The organism is Janthinobacterium sp. CG_23.3 (assembly GCF_046115965.1).
In the GTDB taxonomy this organism is placed as follows: domain Bacteria; phylum Pseudomonadota; class Gammaproteobacteria; order Burkholderiales; family Burkholderiaceae_D; genus Janthinobacterium.
The window spans coordinates 1-19,678 of sequence record NZ_JBJXIB010000112.1; the positions used below are offsets into that span (position 1 = coordinate 1).

Below are 19,678 nucleotides of genomic sequence, written 5' to 3' on the forward strand. Positions count from 1 at the left end.
TCCGACCAACCCCTCCTTTGCCCCCCCCCTTCCCCCCTCACTGGTGGAAAAAACCCCCGGGTTCCCCCAAGCCTTTTCCGAACGCCCCCCCCCCTTGCCCCCCCCCCACCGTGACGACGTCGTTCTCGACGTAGAAGTTGAAGTCGACGCGGTTGTTCTGCTCCGGCTTCAGGCCGAAACCCTCGCGCTTTTTCATGCGCCCCTGCTCCAGCTGCTGGGCCCACTGCCACAGCACGCCCAGCTCGGCCTTGTGCGGGTAGTCGCCCTCGCCGCTGGCCAGGGTTTCCTCGTTGACCAGGTCGTCGAGGTCGTTGTGGCGCAAATTGCTGGCGATCGGCACCAGCTCGGCCCGGGTTTCCGTCTTCAGCACGCTCCAGTCCGTCGGGTCCAGCGTCGCGTACAGCGACAGCGCCGGGCAGGTCTTGCCCTCGGCCAGCGTGAAGGCGGCGACTATCTCGTCGGGCAACATGGTGATCTTGTCGCCGGGCATGTACACGGTCGACATGCGCTGGCGCGCCATCTTGTCGATCGCGTCGTCCGGGCGGATGCCCAGCGCCGGCGCGGCGATATGGATACCGACGCGCAGCGTGCCGTCGTCCAGCTTGACGACCGAAAAGGCGTCATCGATCTCGGTGGTGGTGACGTCGTCGATCGAGAACGCGGCGACCTCGGCCAGCGGCAACTTCGCCGTCACGCCCGGCACCGGCACGTCGGGGAAACCGGCGCCCTTGGGGAAGTTCTCGAACAGGAACTTCGACAGATGCAAGTCCTTCGGCGTGGCGACGCCGCCGGTGGCCAACATCAGCCGCGCCGGGTTGGTGTGCAATTCGTTGCACGCCGCTTCCAACGCCTTGTACTCGATGGTGTTCTTGTCCGGCTTGAACAACAGTTGCAACACCATGTTTTGCATCGAGGCCGGCAAGGTGTTCGCCTTCAACTCCTCGACATAGCCGGCCTGCACCAACATTTGCAGCTTTTTCTTTTCAATGCCGGCCAGCGCGGCCTTCAGCGACGCCTCCGGCGCGGCCTTGTAGCGGCCGCGGCCCTTCTTGTAGAAATACACCGGCGCCGAATGCAGCGCCAGGATCAGGCCGGCCGCCTCGGGCGCCAGCGGGGCGTGGCCGAAATACTCGGCGCCCAGCTCGGCGAAGCCGAACTCCTCCTCGCCCGCCACTTCCCACAGGAAGTCGAGGTCGATCTCGGCGGCGACCGCCTTGGCCTTCTCCAGCAATTCGACCGGGGCCGGCGCCGCGTACTGCAACAACACGTCCTTGATCTTGACCTTGGTGCGCTTGCCGCTGGCCATCTCGACCTGATACGCCTCGCCCGCTTGCGACATCATCGTGCCCACCTTGAAATCGCCGGATTCTTCAAAAAATAGATTCATTGCTCTGTTCTTATAGTCTGTTTATTAATGTTTCGGTTGCAACAGGGTGCGCCAACGCCAATACCGTCGGCAGAAACACCTCTGTCACCAGCAGCAATCCTTGGCGGCGCTGGTACAGGCAGCGCCGCGCGTACAAAATCCGCTCGTCGTGGCCGGCCGGCCCCAGCGCGGCCAGCGCGCGCCGCGCCAGCGGATGCCCGGTGCGCAGGCGGGCGAATTCCAACGGCCCGCGCCGCACCTTGCGGTCGCCGAACAGCGTGGTGCCCAGCGAGCGCTCGCCCAGCGCGCTGAACAGCGGCCAGTCCGACGCCGTCGCCGACATCGGCACCACGGTATGGCCGAACACCACCGGCGTATTATCACACCTGAGCAGCACTTCGCGCTCCCACACCCGCCCGGGCCGGTGCAAACCGATCGCCGCGGCCTCGTCCGACAGGCAGCGCGCGGTCAACTGGTGCAGGCACTGGACGCGGAAGCTGCCGCTGTGCGCGCGCAACTTGGCCGTCAGCGAGCCGCCGCCGACAAGCCAGTGGCGCAGCGCCGGCGGCGCGTTGACGGCGTTGATGTGGCGCTGCCATTCGGTCTGCCGGAGCGAACCGCCGCTCACCGCGCGCCGTCCGCGACGCCGCAAAACGCCAGCACCGGCGCCAGGTAATCGGCGAACTCGGCGATGCCGTGGTCGCTGCCCTGGATCACCTGCTGGCGCGCGCCGGCGTAGTGCGCCACCATGTCGCGGTAGTCCAGCACCGCGTCGCCGGTGGCGGCGATCAGGAAATACCGTTGCGGCTCGGTAATGCGCGGCACCGCCAGCGCGCGCAGCTCGTCGATATACTCGCGTTTGAACTCGAACGGCGCGTCGGAATGGAATTGGGTGGTGACGCCGACGTGTTTGTCGAGGTCTTGCAGCGGCTTGATGGCGGGGTTCAGCAACACCGCGCGGCAAGCCAGGCGCTCCGCCAGCCAGGTCGCGTAATAGCCGCCCAGCGACGAACCGACGATGCATAACTCGTCAGCCGGCACCGCCGCGGCCAGCGCCAGCGCCAGCTCGATGGCCAGCTTCGGCGAGGCCGGCAACTGCGGGCAGCGCCACTGCGCGGACAGCCCCAGCGCGTCCATGCGCCCGGCCATTAGGCGCGCCTTCATCGACAGCGGCGAGGAACGGAATCCGTGCAGGTACAAAATCATTGCGCCAGCGCCTCCAGCAACTTCTGGTGCACGCCGCCGAAGCCGCCGTTGCTCATCACAATGATCTGGTCGCCGGGACGCGCGGCGCCGGCCACGGCCGCCACCAGCGCGTCGATCTGCTCGAAACTGCTGGCGCGCGCGCCCAGCGGCGCCAACGCGTCGCCCAGGCTCCAGCCCAGCGCCTCGGGGCTGCCGAAACCGAATACCAGGTCGGCGTCGACCAGGCTGCCCGGCAAGGCGTCCTTCATCGCCCCCAGCTTCATGGTGTTCGAGCGTGGTTCCAGCACCGCCAAAATGCGGCCCTTGGCGCCGATCTTCTGGCGCAATCCGCCCACGGTGGTGGCGATGGCCGTCGGATGGTGGGCGAAATCGTCGAACACGGTAATGTCGTTGACCACGCCGCGCACTTCCATGCGCCGCTTGACGTTTTCAAACCTGGCCAGCGACTGCGCCGCCTGGGCGGTCGGCACGCCGACGTGGCGCGCGGCGGCGATGGCTGCCAGCGCGTTGCAACGGTTGTGCCTGCCCGTCAGTTGCCACTCGACCAGGCCGGCGACCTTGCCCTGGAACAGCACGTCGAAACTGCCGTCGTCGTGCTCGTTCATGGCCCAGTCCTTGTCGTCGCCGTGGCCGAAGCTTTCCTTTTCGCTCCAGCAACCGCGCTGCAACACCCGGCCCAGCGCCGCCTCGTCGCCGTTGAAGACGATCCGGCCGATGCCCGGCACGGTGCGCGCCAAGTGGTGGAATTGCGTCTCGATCGCGTGCAGGTCGGGGAAGATATCGGCGTGATCGTATTCGAGGTTGTTCATGACCGCGGTTTTCGCGTGGTAGTGGACGAACTTGCTGCGCTTGTCGAAGAAGGCCGTGTCGTACTCGTCCGCTTCGATGACGAAGAAGTCCGAATCGACGCCCTTGCCCGACAAACGCGCCGAAATGCCGAAGTTCATCGGCACGCCGCCGATCAGGAAACCGGGCGCGTAACCGGCGTCCTCGAGAATCCAGGTCAGCATGGCCGACGTCGTCGTCTTGCCGTGCGTGCCGGCCACGGCCAGCACCCACTTGTTGCGTAAGATATGTTCGCCGATCCACTGCGGCCCGGACACATAGGGCAGGCTGCGGTTCAGAATCTCCTCGACCAGCGCATTGCCGCGCGACACCACGTTACCGATCACGTACAGATCGGGCGCAAGCTTGGTCTGTTCCGGGCTGAAACCCTGGATCAACTCGATGCCCTGGGCTTCCAGCTGGGTGCTCATCGGCGGGTAAACGTTGGCGTCGCAGCCGGTGACGCGGTGGCCGGCTTCCTTGGCCAGCACTGCGAGGCCGCCCATAAAGGTGCCGCAGATGCCGAGAATATGAATATGCATGTTGAGAGGCTTGCGCTGGCGAATGTGTAAGTGTGAGATTTTACCTGAGAAGGCGGCCGCCCCCGCGTCAAAGTACAACTTGCCAACTGCGCCACGCCACCCCGCCGCTACCGTTTCGCGGTTCGGGGTATCATCGTCTGCATGACAAACGCTTACGACGACGCCCAAGGGCTGCGCAACGAAATTGCCGCCGCCGCCGCGCGCCTGGTCGCCCAGGACGGCGCCGACTACAGCACCGCGAAACGCAAGGCGGCGCGGCAACTGCTCGGCGATACCCCGTCCGTCGCCCATCTCCTGCCCGACAACGCGCAGATTGAAAACGAGGTACGGCTGTATAACGCGCTGTTCCTCGCCGATACGCAACCGGCGCGGCTGTTCCAGCTACGCACCATTGCCTTGCAGGTGATGGAGGCGCTGGAGCGCTTCCACCCCTATCTGACCGGCGCGGTGTTCAACGGCACCGCCGGGCCGCACGCGGAGATTTACTTGCAGTTGTTCGCCGACAGCGCCAAGGACGTGCAGATTTTTCTGCTGGGTAAGAACGTGAATATCGACATCTCCGAAACCCCGCACTTCAAGGGGCCGCGCTTTGACCCGGTTGAAACCGTCAGTTTCCTGTGGAACAAGGAGGGCGTGCACGCGGCGTTGTACGAACTCGACGACCTGCGCGGCGCCCTGAAAGCCAAGGCCGTGCGCACCGACGCGGCCGGCTTGCGGGCGCTGCTGTTGGCAAGCACGCAAAACCCCGCCGCCGGGTAGCCGGCTTGGCCGCGCGCTTCGTCTTGCGCCGCTATATATATATGTATATCTATATGCGGCGCGTTGAAATAGTCAAAACCCCCCATCCATCGGCTGAAACCGGTATGGAGTGATCCCGGGTATTCGTCGGCCCGAGCAGCACCCGCGCGCATTTCCTGTACAGTGTCGGTTGTTTAATACCTTTTTCCAGTGAATTGCCATGGCAAAGAAGAACTTCGCTACCTACGCCCTCGTCGCCCTGCTGTTTGGCGGCATGGGCGCCTACGTCGCCGTTACCAGCAATAAAGCCGAGCCGCTGCCGGCCGCCGCCGCGCCAAGCGTCAACGGTCCGGTGCAGGCTTTGTTCGCGCAGTCGCTGCCCGACGCCGCGGGCAAGGCGCAAGCCCTGTCGCAGTGGAAGGGCAAGGCGATGGTGGTGAATTTCTGGGCGCCGTGGTGCGCCCCTTGTGTTGAGGAAATGCCGGAACTGTCGGCGCTGCAGCAGGAGATGTCCGGCAAAAACGTACAAGTCATCGGCATTGGCATTGATTCGCCCGGCAACATCGCGCAATTTGCCGAAAAAGTGAAGATTTCCTATCCGGTGTACGTGGCCGGCATGGGCGGCACCGACTTGTCGCGCCAGTTTGGCAATACTGCCGGCGGCTTGCCCTACACGGTCCTGATCGGCGCCGACGGACAGGTCAAGAAGACCTATCTGGGCCGCTTGAAGTTTGAACAATTGCGTGCCGACCTGGCTACACTCTAATTATTTCGACAATATATTTTCTCTTGCCAAGGCACCCCTTTGGCGGCAAAATGCGGAACTTTCGCGAAAAATGGTCTCTAATACATGGCAAAAAACCTCCTTCTGCTGAACGGTCCCAACTTGAATTTATTGGGGACGCGCGAGCCAGAGGTCTACGGCGCGAGCACTTTGGCCGACGTCGAGCAAGCCGCGCAGGCCCAGGCCAGGGCGGCCGGCGCGCAGCTTTCTTGCTTTCAAAGCAACCACGAGGGTGCCTTGATCGACCGCATCCACGCCGCCAAGACCGAGGGCGTGGACGCCATCGTCATCAATCCGGGCGGGCTCACGCACACCAGCGTGGCCTTGCGCGACGCCTTGGCGGGGGTGGCCATTCCGTTCGTGGAAGTGCATATTTCGAATGTTCATCAGCGCGAAGCATTTCGCCACCACTCTTTTCTCAGCGCGATCGCGCAGGGCGTGATCTGCGGCCTCGGTATCGATGGATATCGCTTTGCCATCGACTTTGCGCTTAAAACACGTTAATCTACGCGATCTGCACGCAATTATCGCGGGATGCTTCTGAGCAATAGCACCGCATTACTCTTATAACAATATAATTCCAAGGGGTTTTACATGGATTTACGAAAACTGAAGACCTTGATCGACCTGGTCGCCGAGTCGGATATCGCCGAGCTGGAAGTGACCGAAGGCGAGAGCAAGGTCCGCATCGTCAAGTCGTCCGCCATGCCGCAAAACCAAGTTGTCATGATGCAGCCGCAAGGCATGCAGCAGCAGTACCAGCAAGCCGGCGCGCCGATGGGCGCGGCGCCGACCGCTGCGGCGCCTATCGCCGCCGTCGAGCCGACCGGTTACGTGGTCAAGTCGCCTATGGTCGGCACCTTCTACCGCTCGTCGGCCCCGGGCACCCCGGCCTTCGTCGAAATCGGCAGCACCGTCAAGGAAGGCGACACCCTGTGCATCATCGAGGCGATGAAGCTGTTGAATGAAATCGACTCGGACGCAGCCGGTGTCGTGACCCAGATTCTGGTCGAGAACGGCCAGCCGGTCGAATTCGGCCAACCCCTGTTTGTGATCGGCTAACAGCCAGCTAGGCGGCCGCTCCGGCCGCCCGCAGCGCCCTTCACTTGCCGCCGGCCTGCCCGGCTCTCACAGACATACGCGAAACCTACCCATGTTTGAAAAAATCCTTATTGCCAACCGGGGTGAAATTGCCCTCCGTATTCAGCGCGCTTGCCGCGAAATGGGCATCAAGACGGTTGTGGTCCATTCCGAAGCCGACAAGGACGCGAAATACGTCAAGTTGGCCGACGAATCCGTTTGCATCGGACCGGCACCCTCCAGCCTGAGCTACCTGAACATGCCAGCCATTATCAGCGCGGCGGAAGTGACGGACGCCGAGGCGATCCATCCGGGTTACGGCTTCCTGTCGGAAAACGCCGACTTCGCCGAACGCGTCGAAAAATCCGGTTTCGTCTTCATCGGACCGCGCTCGGAATCGATCCGTCTGATGGGCGACAAGGTCTCGGCCAAGCAAACCATGATCAAGGCGGGCGTGCCCTGCGTGCCCGGCTCCGAAGGCGCGCTGCCGGACGATCCGAAAATCATCATCCAAACCGCGCGCAAGGTCGGCTATCCGGTCATCATCAAGGCGGCCGGCGGCGGCGGCGGGCGCGGCATGCGCGTCGTCCACACCGAGGCGGCCCTGCTGAACGCGGTGGCAATGACCAAGGCCGAGGCCGCCACGGCTTTCGGCAACCCCGAAGTGTATATGGAGAAGTACCTGGAAAATCCGCGCCACGTGGAAATCCAGATCCTCGCCGATGAATTCAAGAACGCCGTCTGGCTGGGCGAACGCGACTGCTCGATGCAGCGCCGCCACCAGAAGGTCATCGAGGAGGCGCCAGCGCCGGGCATCCCGCGCAAGCTGATCGAAAAAATCGGCGACCGCTGCGCCGAGGCTTGCCGCAAGATCGGCTACCGCGGCGCCGGCACCTTCGAGTTCCTGTACGAAAACGGCGAGTTCTATTTCATCGAGATGAACACGCGCGTGCAGGTCGAGCATCCGGTCACCGAGATGATCACCGGCATCGACATCGTGCAGGAACAGATCCGCATCGCCGCCGGCGAGAAGCTGCGCTTCCGCCAGCGCGACGTGATGCTGTCCGGCCACGCCATCGAATGCCGCATCAACGCCGAAGACCCGTTCAAGTTCACGCCGTCGCCGGGCAAGATCATTTCCTGGCATACGCCGGGCGGTCCCGGCATCCGTGTCGACTCGCACGCCTACGCCGGCTACTACGTGCCGCCGCACTACGATTCGATGATCGGCAAGGTCATCGCCTACGGTGCCACGCGCGAGCAAGCCATCCGCCGCATGCAGATCGCGCTGTCGGAAATGGTCGTCGAGGGTATTTCGACCAACATCGCGCTGCACCGCGAACTGATGATCGACGCGCGCTTCATGGAAGGCGGCACCAACATCCATTATCTGGAACAGAAACTGGCGGACATGCCGGACTTGTCCAAGGGCGCCGCCAAGGTCGGCCCTGGCATCGCCAACAAGTTGGACGTCAAGGTACAAGCATGAGCTGGACAGAAATCGTCATCGAAATAGCGCGCGACAACGCCGAGGCCCTGTCGGACGCCTTGATGGAAGCGGGCGCCCTGTCGGTGTCGGTGGAAGACGCCGACGAGGGCACCGACGCCGAGCAGCCGCTGTTCGGCGAACCGGGCATGGAGCCGGAAGAGGCGGCATGGGAACACAGCCGCGTGGTGGCCCTGACCGACGTCGACGCCGACCAGAGCGCCATCGTGGCGGCCGCGGCCAAGGCGATCCGCCTGAAAACCGCGCCGGCGTTCACGCTGCGCGCGGTGGCCGAGCAGGACTGGGTGCGGCTGACGCAGTCGCAGTTCGCGCCCATCCACATCGGCAAGAACATCTGGGTCGTGCCGAGCTGGCACGAGGCGCCGGACCCGGAAGGCCTGATCCTGGAGCTGGACCCGGGCCTGGCCTTCGGCACCGGCAGCCATCCGACCACCCGCCTGTGCATGGAATGGCTGGAAGCCAATCCGGCGCCCGGCAAGACCGTGCTCGACTACGGTTGCGGCTCGGGGATTCTGGCGATGGTGGCCAAGAAGCTCGATTCGGGCGTCGTCACCGGCGTCGACATCGACCCGCAAGCGATCGAATCGGCGCGCGACAACGCCTTGCGCAACAAGTGCGACATCGAATACTTCCTGCCGGACACGTTCGCCAAGTCGGCGCACGCCGGGCAGCGTTTTGACACCGTCGTGGCGAATATCTTGTCGAGCCCGTTGAAGGTGATGGCGCCGATGCTGTCCGGCCGCGTCGCCGACGGCGGCGCCCTGATCCTGTCGGGCGTGCTGGCGCGCCAGGCCAACGAAGTGATCGACGCCTACGCGCCGTTTATCAAGTTGGGCGTGTGGGCCGAGCAAGACGGCTGGGTTGCCCTGCATGGCCGCCTCGGCAGCGATGCGGCGCCGCTGGCGCGCGTCAAAGAAGGCGCGTAACCACCGCAATGGCGCTCGCCACCAAATGCCCCCATTGCAACACACTGTTTCGGGTCGCTGCCGACCAGTTGAAGTTGCGTGGGGGCATTGTGCGCTGCGGCTCCTGCAATGAAGTATTCGACGGCAACGCCGCCCTGCACGACCCGGCTGCGCTGCCGCCGCTGGCGGCACACGCCGCCCCGCCCCCTGCCCATGCTGTTGCCGAGCGTTCCGCCGGCCAAGCCGCGTCCGCGGCCGAGGAGCAGCCCTACGCGCTCGACTTCGATACCTCCTTCGACCCGTATGGCCTGTTGCCCGAATACGCCCAGCTGAAACCGCTGCAGCCGGAGGAGTTGACGTTGGGGCCGCAGTGGGAGGCGGAGCTGGAGTCCGAGTTGCAGCCCGCGCCCGACGACGCATTGGCGTCGGATCTGCATGCAGCCGACGAGCCGGCACGCCAGCAATTGGTCGAGTCCGAACTTGAACCTGAGCCAGAGCCCGCATTCGAAACCGCGCCTGAGCCAGAGTCCGACATCGAGCCTTCCCTTGACGACGAATCAACGGCCGCGTTGCCAGCGGAGTCCGCGGCCGACGCGGAACGCCGGCGCGGCCAGGACGCGCCCCCGTCTTTGCTGCTACGCCGTTCCAACGACGGCCGGCGCGAACCCTCGTTCGAGGCGCCGGGCGACGACGCCGAGCCGCCACCAGCCAGCATTGCGGCGGACCAGGACGCGCCCATAACGCCCGCCGAAGACGCCATGGCAAGCGACGACAAAGCCGACCTCGAACAGTTGCCCGAGCACGAAGACGAAGACGAGGATACCGGCGAAGACGAGCCGGGCTTCGTCAAGCAAGGCCGCCGGCGCCAGCGCGCCGGCAAGATGCTGCGCACGCTGATGGCGGCCGGTTCGCTGGTGCTGCTGCTCACGCTGCTGGCGCAAGGCGCGACCACCTTCCGCAATCAATTGGCGGCCCAGGTGCCGCAGCTAAAACCGGCGCTGGTGTCGCTGTGCGCCGCGGTGGGATGCCGCGTCGAGCTGCCGGCGCAGATCGACCTGTTGTCGATCGAACCTGGCGAACTGCAAAGCCTGGCCGAGCGGACCTTCTCCTACGCAACCGTGCTACGCAATACCAGCGGCGGCGCGCAAGCTTGGCCCTATCTGGAGTTGACGCTGGACGACGCCAGCGACAAGGCGGTGCTGCGCCGCGTGATTGCGCCGCGCGACTACCTGCCGCAGTCTATCAATCTCAGCAAGGGATTTCCCCCGCGCTCGGAACAAGCCGTTAAACTCTACGTTGAATTGGCCCAGTTGAAGGCATCTGGCTATCACATCGCAATTTTCTATCCATAGACACTATCATGACCAAGACCTCCCTGATCTGCGGATCACTCGCCATCGACACCATCATGCAATTTAGCGGCCGTTTCGGCGAATCCCTGCTGGCGGACCAACTGCACAAGGTCAATGTATCCTTCCTCGTGCCGACCCTGCGCACCGAGTTCGGCGGCTGCTCCGGCAACATCGCCTACAACCTGAAAATGCTGGGCGGCGAGCCGCGCATCATCGGCGTGATGGGCCAGGATTGCGGGCCCTACCTGGAACGCCTGCAAAAACTCGGCATCTCCACCGAAAACATCATGATCAAGGCCGACAGCTACAACGCCCAGTGCTTCGTCACGGCCGACGCCGACAACAACCAGATCAACGCCTTCCACCCGGGCGCGATGTCGTTCGCGCATGAAAACAATGTCGCCAAAGCCGGCCCGGCGCGGGTCGCGATCATTTCGCCGGACGGCCACGAAGGCATGCTCAAGCACGCGCAAGACTTGGCCGACATCGGCATCCCGATCATGTTCGATCCGGGCCAGCAACTGCCGATGTTCAACACCGAGCAATTGATCGACTTCATCGACAAAGCCACCTACGTCACCGCCAACGACTACGAAATCGAAATGTTGATGGAGCGCACCGGCCTGACCATCCAAGACATGGCCAGCCGCCTGGAAGCGCTGATCGTCACGCGTGGCGAACAAGGTTCCGAAATTTACACCGGCGGCAAGCGCATCGACATCCCGGCGGTGGCGGCCGACGCGGTGCTGGACCCGACCGGCTGCGGCGACGCCTACCGCGCCGGCCTGCTGTTCGGCATCACCAACGACCTGAACTGGGAAACCAGCGGCCGCCTGGCCAGCCTGATGGGCTCGATCAAAATCGCCCACCAGGGCGCGCAAAACCACAAGCTGACGGCGAGCGAAATCGGCGACCGCTTCGAAGCGGCGTTCGGCTACCGCTATTAATGAACCAAGGCGCGCCGCTTGCGCCATGTACACCACCGGCAAAGCGCCGGGGTCAGACCTTAAGGTCTGAACCCGGGGTTACGCCATTGGTTTAAAGAGACTTGCCGTGCGCCTTCAAATAGCGGCAACACCCATCAAGCGCGCCACCACCTCCGGCGTCAGCTCGGCCGATACAATCTCCAGCAATTTGCGTTTATTGGTCTGCCCGTGGGTCAGTGTGATGGCGCTCCTGGGCACGGCCAGCGTAGCGGCCAGGTAGCGGATCAAGGCCTCGTTGGCCTTGCCTTCAATCGGCTGCGCGTGCAGCTTCAGCTTGAGAGCGTCATCGAGCACGCCGATGACCTCGGTTTTCTTGGCGTTCGCCGTGATCTGCACGGCCAGACGGACGCCGCCCGGCAGCGCCGAACACCAAGCTTTACTCATCGACTACCAAATAACATGCCGACCAGCAGTTGCGCGACCTGCAGCAGGATCAGCGCGACCAGCAACGACAAGTCCAAACTGCCAAACAAGGGCACCACCCGGCGTACGGGACGCAGCAGCGGCTCGTTCAAGGCCCGAACAAACGGCGCCAGCGGCGCATGCGGGTTAATCCAGCTAAACACCGCCTCGATTATTAGCAGGGCCATGAAGCCATACAGAATCCATTGCAGGAAACGCTGCAAAGCCATCAAGAGGATGGTTTGGAACGGCAGGCCAGCGATCAGCCACAACGACGTGGCCAACAGCACGACCAGGAAGGCGCCGATCAGGCTAGCCCAATCGTAACCGCCGACGCCGGGCACAATCCGGCGCAACGGGCGCACCAGCCAATCGGACAGTTGAAAGGTGAATTGCGCGACCGTCGATGGCGGCCGTACCCGGACCGCCTGCATCCAAAACCGCAACAACAAAACGCCACCCAACACGCTGGCAACCGTATCAACGATCAACGTAAGAATACTAAGCACGACGATTCTCCAAAAAAAACCGCTGTGTGATTGATTCACACAGCGGCGTATTGCCTCATCAAGGCACCCAAGCGAACTGGGTTACGACGGGCGAGTGCTGGTAGGAAACGGCCAGGCTGCTGCCGGTGCCAACACTGTTTTTGCTGCTGGCGCTACCACCGCTGCCGGTTTGGCGACGGCGGCCTTCTTCGGTGCTGCGGCCTTCTTCGGCTTGGCTGCCGCTTTTTTCGCGGCTGGCTTCGCTTCGATTGGCGCTGCGGCCGCTACCGGCGCTGCTGCAAGTGGCGCTGGCGCTGGAGCCGCTGGCTTGGCTGCTGCTTTGGCCGCAGGTTTAGCTGCCGCTTTGGCCGCTGGCTTGGCTTCTGCTTTGGCCGCTGGCTTCGCTGTCGCTTTCGGCGCTGGCTTGGCAGCGACAGTAGCCGCTGGTTTCGCTGCTGCTTTAGGCGCTGGCTTCGCTACCGCTTTGGCCGCTGGCTTCGCGGCCGCTTTGGCCGCTGGCTTCGCTACCGCTTTAGCCGCTGGCTTAGCCGCTGCTTTGGCCGCTGGCTTCGCTGCTGCTTTAGGCGCTGGCTTGGCTGCCGCTTTGGCCGCTGGCTTGGCTGCCGCTTTAGGCGCTGGCTTCGCTGCTACTTTGGCCGCTGGCTTGGCTGCCGCTTTGGCCGCGGGCTTGGCTGCCGCTTTGGCCGCTGGCTTGGCTACCGCTTTGGCCGCTGGCTTGGCTGCCGCTTTGGCCGCTGGCTTGGCTGCCGCTTTGGCCGCTGGCTTGGCTACCGCCTTGGCCGCTGGCTTGGCTACCGCTTTGGCCGCTGGCTTGGCTGCTGCTTTGGCCGCTGGCTTTGCTGCTGCTTTGGCCGCTGGCTTGGCTGCCGCCTTGGCTACCACTTTGGCCGCTGGCTTGGCTACCACTTTGGCCGCTGGCTTGGCTGCCGCTTTGGCCGCCGGCTTGGCTACCGCTTTGGCCGCCGGCTTGGCTACCGCTTTGGCCGCCGGCTTGGCTACCGCTTTGGCCGCTGGCTTGGCTGCAGCTTTTGCCGCTGGTTTGGCGACTGCTTTGACTACTGCTTTCGCGGCTGGCTTAGCGGCGGCCTTCGCTACTGGCTTCGCTACTGGCTTCGCTACTGCTTTCGCGACTGGTTTTGCGGCCACTGCCTTAACTGCTGCTACCGGCTTTTTAGCGACGGGAGCTGCCTTGGCGGCTGGTTTCTTTGTTGCTGGTTTCTTAGCGGCTGTTGCCATTTGTCTCTCCTTCATCTGAGATGAGAAATTTACGCTACAAGATTAAAACCCGTCCAACCCATCATATTGGGCCAGGCGAATTATTCATCGGCACAAACAACAGGTTTGCGCTAATGAATTCGGCACCAGCTGAACTGCTGCAACTCCTCACGTTTGCAGCACTTCAGCCATCGTCGGTGCCACCCTGCCCAATCTCGCAGCTGGTGGCAAAGTCTGGTGTGTTGCGTACCCGCCGGGACGATTTTCGGTCGTCTTCAACGCGCCCGCAGCCACACCCCATTCTTCAAAACAAAAACCGCCATGCCTGAAAAAATTCAAGCATGGCGGCAGAAAAAAACGGTGTGGGCTTGTGCATATCCGTATGAATCTGTATCCCGATTTGCGATTTTTTGCGATGCCACGCGGCTGAAAAAACCGCGCATTCTAATGCTCGCATTTTCAATCTCATAAAGTACACGAAAACCTTGTCAATGCGCAACCAGCACAACACGTTTTCGTGGGCTTTTTTGCAGGATACGTGCGCTATTTCGCGGTAGCGCGCCAAATCGGCTTGCCACCCCTCGCGCGCGCCTGCCGGTTGGTACGCGAAGACGCGCGCGCGGGTCTTCGCCGAGGCCATCATTTCGGCGCAATTGATACCGGCGGTTCGGGCCATGGATGGCGCGCCAGAGTAAGCTTGGCGCGCGTGGAACGCGCATAAAAAAACCCGCCAAGGCGGGTTTTTTCCACATCGGCAGAGGCTCTTATTCCCAGTTCAGGGCGCCACCGGTCTGGTATTCGATGACGCGGGTTTCGAAGAAGTTACGCTCTTTCTTCAAGTCGATCATTTCGCTCATCCACGGGAAGGGATTTTCTTCCTGGGCGAACATTTGCTCCAGGCCGATTTGCTGCGCGCGGCGGTTGGCGATGAAGCGCAGGTAACCCTTGAACATCGGCGCGTTCAGACCCAGCACGCCGCGCGGCATGGTGTCTTCGGCGTAGGCGTATTCCAGGTCGACGGCCTTGAGGAACAGGCCCTTGATCTCTTCGCGGAATTCGGCAGTCCACAGCAGCGGGTTTTCCATCTTGATCGTGTTGATCAAGTCGATACCGAAATTGCAATGCATCGATTCGTCGCGCAGGATGTACTGGTACTGTTCGGCCGCGCCCATCATCTTGTTCTGGCGGCCCAGCGCCAGGATCTGGGTGAAGCCGACGTAGAAGAACAGGCCTTCCATCAGGCAGGCGAAGACGATCAGCGAGCGCAGCAGCTTCTGGTCGTTTTCCACGGTGCCGGTGGTGAAGGCCGGGTCGGTCAGCGTGTTGATGAACGGGATCAGGAACTCGTCCTTGTCGCGGATCGACTTCACTTCGTTGTAGGCGTTGAAGATCTCCGCCTCGTCCAGGCCGAGCGACTCGACGATGTACTGGTAGGCGTGGGTGTGGATTGCCTCTTCAAAGGCCTGGCGCAGCAGGTACTGGCGGCATTCCGGCGCCGTGATGTGGCGGTAGGTGCCGAGCACGATGTTGTTGGCGGCCAGCGAGTCGGCGGTGACGAAGAAGCCCAGGTTGCGCTTGACCAGGCGACGCTCGTCGTCGGTCAGGCCGTTCGGGTTTTTCCACAGCTCGATGTCGCGCTGCATATTCACTTCCTGCGGCATCCAGTGGTTGGCGCAGCCGGCCAGGTATTTGTCCCAGGCCCACTTGTATTTGAACGGCACCAGCTGGTTGACGTCGGTTTTGCCGTTGATGATGCGTTTGTCGTCGGCGTTGACGCGCTTGGCGACTGCCTCCGGCGCCGCTTCCGGCTCGGCCGCGGCGGCGCCCAGGTTCAGGCCGGTATCGGCCAACGGGGCCGGTTGCGGCTGGCGTGGCGCTGGCGCCGACGAAACTTCATCATCCCAAGACAACATGGTGTGTATTCCTTTATGTGCCGGCCAACAGCCGGCGGGTAATCTGTAAAAAGACCGCCCGGCGGGCCGGGTCGGGTCAAACTCAAGCGGGTACTAGCGGGTACAAGCGGCCGGCGCGGCAAGGCCGCGGCGGCCGTCCAACGTTTATTGGCAGGCTTCGCACTCTTCAAAGCCGTCGTCGCCGGGACGCAGGTAGCACGCCTCGCCGTCCGCGTCGGCCGCGACCGCGGCGGCCGCCGTGACGGCCGGTGCCGCCGCCGCTTGTGCGGCCTGGGCGCTGGCGGACATGCCGCCGTCGACCGCCACCGCGTTCAGCGCGCCGGTCTTGGAGGTCGACTTCTCCATGTGCGTGGCGGCGATGGTGCGCAGGTAGTAGGTGGTCTTCAAGCCGCGCAACCATGCCAGCTTGTAGGTCTCGTCGAGCTTCTTGCCCGACGCGCCGGCCATGTAGATGTTCAGCGACTGGGCCTGGTCGATCCACTTCTGGCGACGCGACGCCGCTTCCACCAGCCAGGTCGGCGATACTTCGAAGGCGGTGGCGTAGAGCTCGCGCAGGTCTTGCGGGATGCGGTCGATCTTGGCCAGGCTGCCGTCGAAGTATTTCAGGTCGGAGATCATGACTTCATCCCACAGGTCGCGCGCCTTCAGGTCGCGCACCAGGTGGGCGTTGATCTCGGTGAACTCGCCCGACAGGTTCGATTTCACGTACAGGTTCTGGTAGGTCGGCTCGATGCAGGCCGACACGCCGATGATGTTCGAAATGGTGGCGGTCGGGGCGATCGCCACGCAGTTCGAGTTGCGCATGCCGAATTGCTTGATGCGCGAGCGCACCAGCGACCAGTCCATCGCCGACGAATTGTTCACTTCCAGGTAGCCGCCGCGCTCTTCGGCCAGCAGCGCCACCGAGTCCTGCGGCAGGATGCCGCGGTCCCACAGCGAACCCTTGTAGGAGCTGTAGTGGCCGCGCTCCTCGGCCAGGTCGGTCGAGGCCAGGTAGGCGTAGTAGCAGACCGCTTCCATCGAGGTGTCGGCGAAGGCGACGCAGGCGTCCGAGGCGAACGGCACGCGCATCATGTGCAGGCAATCCTGGAAACCCATGATGCCCATGCCGACCGGACGGTGCGCCATGTTCGAGGCGCGCGCCTTTTCAACCGCGTAGTAGTTGATGTCGATGACGTTGTCGAGCATGCGCATGGCGGTGCGCACGGTCTTTTGCAGCTTGACGTGGTCCAGCTTGCCCTCTTTCATGTGGGCCGGCAGGTTGACCGAACCCAGGTTGCAGACGGCGATTTCGCTTTCGTTGGTGTTGAGCGTGATTTCGGTGCACAGGTTCGAGCTGTGGACCACGCCGACGTGCGACTGCGGGCTGCGGATGTTGCAAGGGTCCTTGAAGGTGATCCAAGGATGGCCGGTTTCAAACAGCATCGACAGCATCTTGCGCCACAGGTCGAGCGCGGCGATCTTCTTGAATACGCGGATCTCGCCGGCGGCGGCGCGCGCCTCGTAGCCGTTGTAGGCCAGTTCGAAGGCCTTGCCGACCTTGTCGTGCAGGTCCGGCGCTTCGCTCGGCGAGAACAGGGTCCAGTCGCCCTTTTCCATCACGCGCTTCATGAACAGGTCGGGAATCCAGTTGGCGGTGTTCATGTCGTGGGTGCGGCGGCGGTCGTCGCCGGTGTTCTTGCGCAGGTCGAGGAATTCCTCGATGTCCATGTGCCAGGTTTCCAGGTAGGCGCAGACCGCGCCCTTGCGCTTGCCGCCCTGGTTGACCGCGACGGCGGTGTCGTTGACCACTTTCAGGAACGGCACGACGCCCTGCGATTTGCCGTTGGTGCCCTTGATGTGGGCGCCCAGCGCGCGCACCGGGGTCCAGTCGTTGCCCAGGCCGCCGGCGAACTTGGCCAGCAGCGCGTTTTCCTTGATGGCGTCGTAGATGCCTTCCAGGTCGTCCGAGACCGTGGTCAGGTAGCACGACGACAGCTGCGAGCGGCGGGTGCCCGAGTTGAACAGGGTCGGGGTCGAGCTCATGAAGTCGAACGAGGACAGCAGGCTGTAGAACTCGATGGCGCGCGCTTCGCGGTCCTTCTCGTTCAGGGCCAGGCCCATCGCCACGCGCATGTAGAACGCCTGCGGCATTTCAATGCGCACTTCGTTGATGTGCAGGAAGTAGCGGTCGTACAGCGTCTGCAGGCCGATGTAGCCGAATTGCAGGTCGCGGTCGGCGACCAGGGCCTTGGCCAGGCGCGCCAGGTCGTAGTCGGCCAGGCGCGGGTCGAGCAGCTCGGCGTCGATACCCTTGGCGATGTAGGCCGGGAAGTATTCAATGTAGTGGGCGGCGGCGCCGGCTTGCGGCACTTCCTTGCAGAACACTTCCTTGCGCACCGTGTGCAGCAGGATGCGCGCGGTGACCTGGCTGTAGGCCGGGTCTTTTTCCATCAGCGCGCGGGCGGCCAGGATGGCCGACTTGTGCAGCTCTTCGACGGGCACGCCGTCGTACAGGTTCTTCAGCGTCTCCGACAGGATCGCTTCGGCGTCGACGTGCTTTTCCAGGCCGACGCAGGCGGCGTTGATCAGGTCGCGCACCTGGTTCATGTCGAGCGGACGGCGCTCGCCGTTTTCGGTCACGTGCAACTGCGGCGCGGCGGCGGCGGACGCGCCGCCCTGCTGCGCTTCTTTTTGCAGGCGACGCTCTTCCATGTGCTTGGCGCGGTACAGCACGTAGGCGCGGGCCACGTCGTGTTCGCCCGAACGCATCAACGACAATTCCACCTGGTCTTGCACGTCTTCGATATGGAAGGTGCCGCCGCTAGGCTGGCGGCGCACCAACGCCGCGACCACGCCGTCGGTCAATTGCTCGACCAGTTCGCGCACGCGCGCCGAGGCCGCGCCCTGGCCGCCGTTAACGGCCAAAAACGCCTTGGTCATGGCGATAGCGATCTTCGACGGCTCAAACGCCACCACCGAACCGTTGCGACGGATGATGCGGTAGTCGCCCAGGGCCGCGGCGGTCGGGCCGACGCTGTTGTTGGCCGAGGCCGGCACTGCTGCCGGATGGATGGACATGTCTGAGGTTGATTGCATTGAAGCTCCCGGTAGCGGCCCGGCGATGTGCCAAGCCGATGGTAATGAATTAGAACCCCCGATCAGGCGCGAGTTCTGCGGAAAATGGTGCTTTAAAAAAGCAAAAGAATGCCCCTTCCAACGGCTCTTGAATGTTGGTTCGGGTCATTGGTTTGCGGATGATAATGTCCGGCGACTGCCTGGTAGCGGTGTTCCAGACGTATCTAGCAACAGTGGTGAAATCCCAGGAGACCACTAGATATAGTGTTGAAGCTTATAAATTTTACTAATTGTAGTACTCAAATTTGGTTAACGCAAGCGTGCGCGGGGCGAGATATTTGCACTTTTCCACTCTTTTTGTGTTGACTTTTCAAACTGTCGCCGGGAAGCCCAGCTGCCGGTAAGTGGGTACTAACGCACCTTGGCGAACCAGCAATTCGCACAATGTTTTTTTATAAAGGTTCCAATCGAAACAAGGTCCCGGGTCGGTCTTGCGGCCGGCCGCGATATGCTCGTGGCCGCAGACGTCGCGCAGCCGGTAGCGCGCCTGCAGCGCCGCCGTCAGCGCCGCCAGGGTCGCGTACTGACTTGCCGTGAACGCCACCACGTCGCTGCCCTCCAGCTCGACCCCGATGGAAAACTCGTTGCAGCGCGGCCGTCCCCGGAACGCCGACAGGCCGGCGTGCCAAGCCTTGTCGTTGCCGGAAACATACTGGATCAGGCGGCCGTCGCGGCGCACGAAAAAATGCGCCGACACCCGCAAGCCGCGCAAATCGGCGAACGAGGGATCGGCATTATAGTCCAATCGGCCGGTGAACAAGTCGGACACATGCGGCCCGCCGAAGCGGCCGGCGGGCAGGCTGACGTTGTGGATCACCAGCAGCTCGGCTTCGGCGCCGTCCGGACGGGCGTCGCAATGCGGCGACGCGTAGCGCGCCGCGCCGGCGCACCAGCCGTCCGCCGCCACCGCCAGCGCCAGCGCCGCCGCCGGGGTCACGCCTCCGGCTCCTGGATGTTCAGCTTTTGCATCTGGTAGCGCAGCTGGCGGAAGCTGATGCCCAGCAGTTGCGCCGCCTGGGTGCGGTTGAACTGGGTTTGCGCCAGCGCCCGCACGATGATGTCGCGCTCGACCTGGCTCAGGTATTCCGGCAGGCAGTGCGGCAGGCCGGCGCCGCCGTCCGGCGCCGCCGCGAAGGCGAAACCGGGCGCCGCCGCCGCGGGCGCGCCGTCCAGGCCGGCCGCGGCGGCCGGGGCCGTGGGGGGAGGGGGGGGGTCTGTCGGACACCCCCGC

Annotated in this window: 19 protein-coding genes and 1 pseudogene; 8 read left to right on the plus strand and 12 right to left on the minus strand. The window is 63.4% G+C overall.

Annotated elements, in window-relative coordinates:
- Positions 1-61: 61 nt before the first annotated feature.
- From ACFDR9_RS21415 to mpl, 4 genes and pseudogenes are all read right to left on the minus strand, one after another.
- Positions 62-1,387 (minus strand): annotated as a pseudogene (locus ACFDR9_RS21415) (ribonuclease catalytic domain-containing protein); the annotation flags it as partial.
- A 10-nt stretch (positions 1,388-1,397) separates the two neighbouring features.
- Positions 1,398-1,994: a chorismate--pyruvate lyase family protein gene (locus ACFDR9_RS21420; RefSeq protein ID WP_409032273.1), complete on the minus strand. Its 597-nt coding sequence runs from the start codon at positions 1,992-1,994 to the stop codon at positions 1,398-1,400.
- The gene (locus ACFDR9_RS21425; protein ID WP_017877326.1) at positions 1,991-2,572 is read right to left on the minus strand and encodes a YqiA/YcfP family alpha/beta fold hydrolase; all 582 of its coding nucleotides are present in this window, start codon (positions 2,570-2,572) and stop codon (positions 1,991-1,993) included. Before ACFDR9_RS21425 ends, ACFDR9_RS21420 begins: the two co-directional genes overlap by 4 nt.
- A complete protein-coding gene (gene mpl, locus ACFDR9_RS21430) occupies positions 2,569-3,939 on the minus strand; it encodes a UDP-N-acetylmuramate:L-alanyl-gamma-D-glutamyl-meso-diaminopimelate ligase (RefSeq protein ID WP_409032274.1) in 1,371 nt (456 codons plus the stop codon). The genes ACFDR9_RS21425 and mpl overlap by 4 nt, the downstream gene beginning before the upstream one ends.
- A 141-nt stretch (positions 3,940-4,080) precedes the next feature.
- Between mpl and ACFDR9_RS21435 the strand changes: the two genes are divergently transcribed.
- The 8 genes from ACFDR9_RS21435 to ACFDR9_RS21470 all read left to right on the plus strand — a co-directional run bounded on the left by ACFDR9_RS21435 (position 4,081) and on the right by ACFDR9_RS21470 (position 11,252).
- On the plus strand, positions 4,081-4,698 hold the full coding sequence (locus ACFDR9_RS21435) for a hypothetical protein (RefSeq protein WP_409032275.1): 618 nt from the start codon (positions 4,081-4,083) through the stop codon (positions 4,696-4,698).
- 199 nt (positions 4,699-4,897) lie between these two features.
- Positions 4,898-5,443 carry a TlpA family protein disulfide reductase gene (locus ACFDR9_RS21440; RefSeq protein WP_409032276.1) on the plus strand — a complete coding sequence of 182 codons (546 nt, stop codon included), beginning with the start codon at positions 4,898-4,900 and terminating at the stop codon, positions 5,441-5,443.
- An 84-nt stretch (positions 5,444-5,527) separates the two neighbouring features.
- Positions 5,528-5,965 (plus strand): type II 3-dehydroquinate dehydratase, encoded by a 438-nt coding sequence (gene aroQ / locus ACFDR9_RS21445; RefSeq protein ID WP_026133012.1) that lies wholly within the window; start codon positions 5,528-5,530, stop codon positions 5,963-5,965.
- A gap of 90 nt (positions 5,966-6,055) precedes the next feature.
- On the plus strand, positions 6,056-6,523 hold the full coding sequence (gene accB / locus ACFDR9_RS21450) for an acetyl-CoA carboxylase biotin carboxyl carrier protein (RefSeq protein ID WP_017877331.1): 468 nt from the start codon (positions 6,056-6,058) through the stop codon (positions 6,521-6,523).
- A 91-nt stretch (positions 6,524-6,614) separates the two neighbouring features.
- The gene (accC, locus tag ACFDR9_RS21455; RefSeq protein WP_026133013.1) at positions 6,615-8,030 is read left to right on the plus strand and encodes an acetyl-CoA carboxylase biotin carboxylase subunit; all 1,416 of its coding nucleotides are present in this window, start codon (positions 6,615-6,617) and stop codon (positions 8,028-8,030) included.
- Complete coding sequence (gene prmA / locus ACFDR9_RS21460; protein ID WP_017877333.1) at positions 8,027-8,974, plus strand: 50S ribosomal protein L11 methyltransferase; 948 nt, start codon at positions 8,027-8,029, stop codon at positions 8,972-8,974. The genes accC and prmA overlap by 4 nt, the downstream gene beginning before the upstream one ends.
- A gap of 8 nt (positions 8,975-8,982) precedes the next feature.
- A complete protein-coding gene (locus ACFDR9_RS21465; protein ID WP_081611876.1) occupies positions 8,983-10,305 on the plus strand; it encodes a DUF3426 domain-containing protein in 1,323 nt (440 codons plus the stop codon).
- An 8-nt stretch (positions 10,306-10,313) separates the two neighbouring features.
- Entirely contained in the window at positions 10,314-11,252 is a 939-nt protein-coding gene (locus tag ACFDR9_RS21470) for a carbohydrate kinase family protein (protein WP_409032277.1), read from the plus strand.
- A 114-nt stretch (positions 11,253-11,366) separates the two neighbouring features.
- Here ACFDR9_RS21470 and ACFDR9_RS21475 read toward each other — a convergent pair whose 3' ends face one another.
- The 8 genes from ACFDR9_RS21475 to ACFDR9_RS21510 all read right to left on the minus strand — a co-directional run.
- Positions 11,367-11,675: a DUF167 domain-containing protein gene (locus tag ACFDR9_RS21475; RefSeq protein ID WP_409032278.1), complete on the minus strand. Its 309-nt coding sequence runs from the start codon at positions 11,673-11,675 to the stop codon at positions 11,367-11,369.
- Positions 11,672-12,184, minus strand: a complete 513-nt coding sequence (locus ACFDR9_RS21480) for a YggT family protein (RefSeq protein ID WP_409032284.1) — start codon at positions 12,182-12,184, stop codon at positions 11,672-11,674. The genes ACFDR9_RS21475 and ACFDR9_RS21480 overlap by 4 nt, the downstream gene beginning before the upstream one ends.
- Positions 12,185-12,283: 99 nt before the next feature.
- Positions 12,284-13,438, minus strand: coding sequence for a transcriptional regulator (locus ACFDR9_RS21485; protein ID WP_409032279.1), 1,155 nt, complete (start codon positions 13,436-13,438; stop codon positions 12,284-12,286).
- Positions 13,439-13,721: 283 nt separating this feature from the next.
- Positions 13,722-14,093: a hypothetical protein gene (locus ACFDR9_RS21490; protein ID WP_409032280.1), complete on the minus strand. Its 372-nt coding sequence runs from the start codon at positions 14,091-14,093 to the stop codon at positions 13,722-13,724.
- An 88-nt stretch (positions 14,094-14,181) separates the two neighbouring features.
- The gene (locus ACFDR9_RS21495) at positions 14,182-15,330 is read right to left on the minus strand and encodes a ribonucleotide-diphosphate reductase subunit beta (RefSeq protein ID WP_026133015.1); all 1,149 of its coding nucleotides are present in this window, start codon (positions 15,328-15,330) and stop codon (positions 14,182-14,184) included.
- A gap of 144 nt (positions 15,331-15,474) precedes the next feature.
- A complete protein-coding gene (locus ACFDR9_RS21500) occupies positions 15,475-18,408 on the minus strand; it encodes a ribonucleoside-diphosphate reductase subunit alpha (protein ID WP_409032281.1) in 2,934 nt (977 codons plus the stop codon).
- Positions 18,409-18,757: 349 nt separating this feature from the next.
- Positions 18,758-19,384, minus strand: a complete 627-nt coding sequence (ampD, locus tag ACFDR9_RS21505) for a 1,6-anhydro-N-acetylmuramyl-L-alanine amidase AmpD (protein ID WP_409032282.1) — start codon at positions 19,382-19,384, stop codon at positions 18,758-18,760.
- Positions 19,381-19,678, minus strand: a 298-nt coding sequence (locus ACFDR9_RS21510) for a helix-turn-helix domain-containing protein (protein WP_409032283.1), incomplete at its 5' end; no start/stop codon positions are given. The genes ACFDR9_RS21510 and ampD, both read right to left, overlap by 4 nt.

Coding starts and splice junctions, on each gene's coding strand:
- ACFDR9_RS21425 (WP_017877326.1), bottom strand. CDS start 2,572: ATGATTTTGTACCTGCACGGATTCCGTTCCTCGCCGCTGTCGATGAAG.
- mpl (WP_409032274.1), bottom strand. CDS start 3,939: ATGCATATTCATATTCTCGGCATCTGCGGCACCTTTATGGGCGGCCTC.
- ACFDR9_RS21435 (WP_409032275.1), top strand. CDS start 4,081: ATGACAAACGCTTACGACGACGCCCAAGGGCTGCGCAACGAAATTGCC.
- ACFDR9_RS21440 (WP_409032276.1), top strand. CDS start 4,898: ATGGCAAAGAAGAACTTCGCTACCTACGCCCTCGTCGCCCTGCTGTTT.
- aroQ (WP_026133012.1), top strand. CDS start 5,528: ATGGCAAAAAACCTCCTTCTGCTGAACGGTCCCAACTTGAATTTATTG.
- accB (WP_017877331.1), top strand. CDS start 6,056: ATGGATTTACGAAAACTGAAGACCTTGATCGACCTGGTCGCCGAGTCG.
- accC (WP_026133013.1), top strand. CDS start 6,615: ATGTTTGAAAAAATCCTTATTGCCAACCGGGGTGAAATTGCCCTCCGT.
- prmA (WP_017877333.1), top strand. CDS start 8,027: ATGAGCTGGACAGAAATCGTCATCGAAATAGCGCGCGACAACGCCGAG.
- ACFDR9_RS21465 (WP_081611876.1), top strand. CDS start 8,983: ATGGCGCTCGCCACCAAATGCCCCCATTGCAACACACTGTTTCGGGTC.
- ACFDR9_RS21470 (WP_409032277.1), top strand. CDS start 10,314: ATGACCAAGACCTCCCTGATCTGCGGATCACTCGCCATCGACACCATC.
- ACFDR9_RS21475 (WP_409032278.1), bottom strand. CDS start 11,675: ATGAGTAAAGCTTGGTGTTCGGCGCTGCCGGGCGGCGTCCGTCTGGCC.
- ACFDR9_RS21485 (WP_409032279.1), bottom strand. CDS start 13,438: ATGGCAACAGCCGCTAAGAAACCAGCAACAAAGAAACCAGCCGCCAAG.
- ACFDR9_RS21490 (WP_409032280.1), bottom strand. CDS start 14,093: ATGGCCCGAACCGCCGGTATCAATTGCGCCGAAATGATGGCCTCGGCG.
- ACFDR9_RS21495 (WP_026133015.1), bottom strand. CDS start 15,330: ATGTTGTCTTGGGATGATGAAGTTTCGTCGGCGCCAGCGCCACGCCAG.
- ACFDR9_RS21500 (WP_409032281.1), bottom strand. CDS start 18,408: ATGCAATCAACCTCAGACATGTCCATCCATCCGGCAGCAGTGCCGGCC.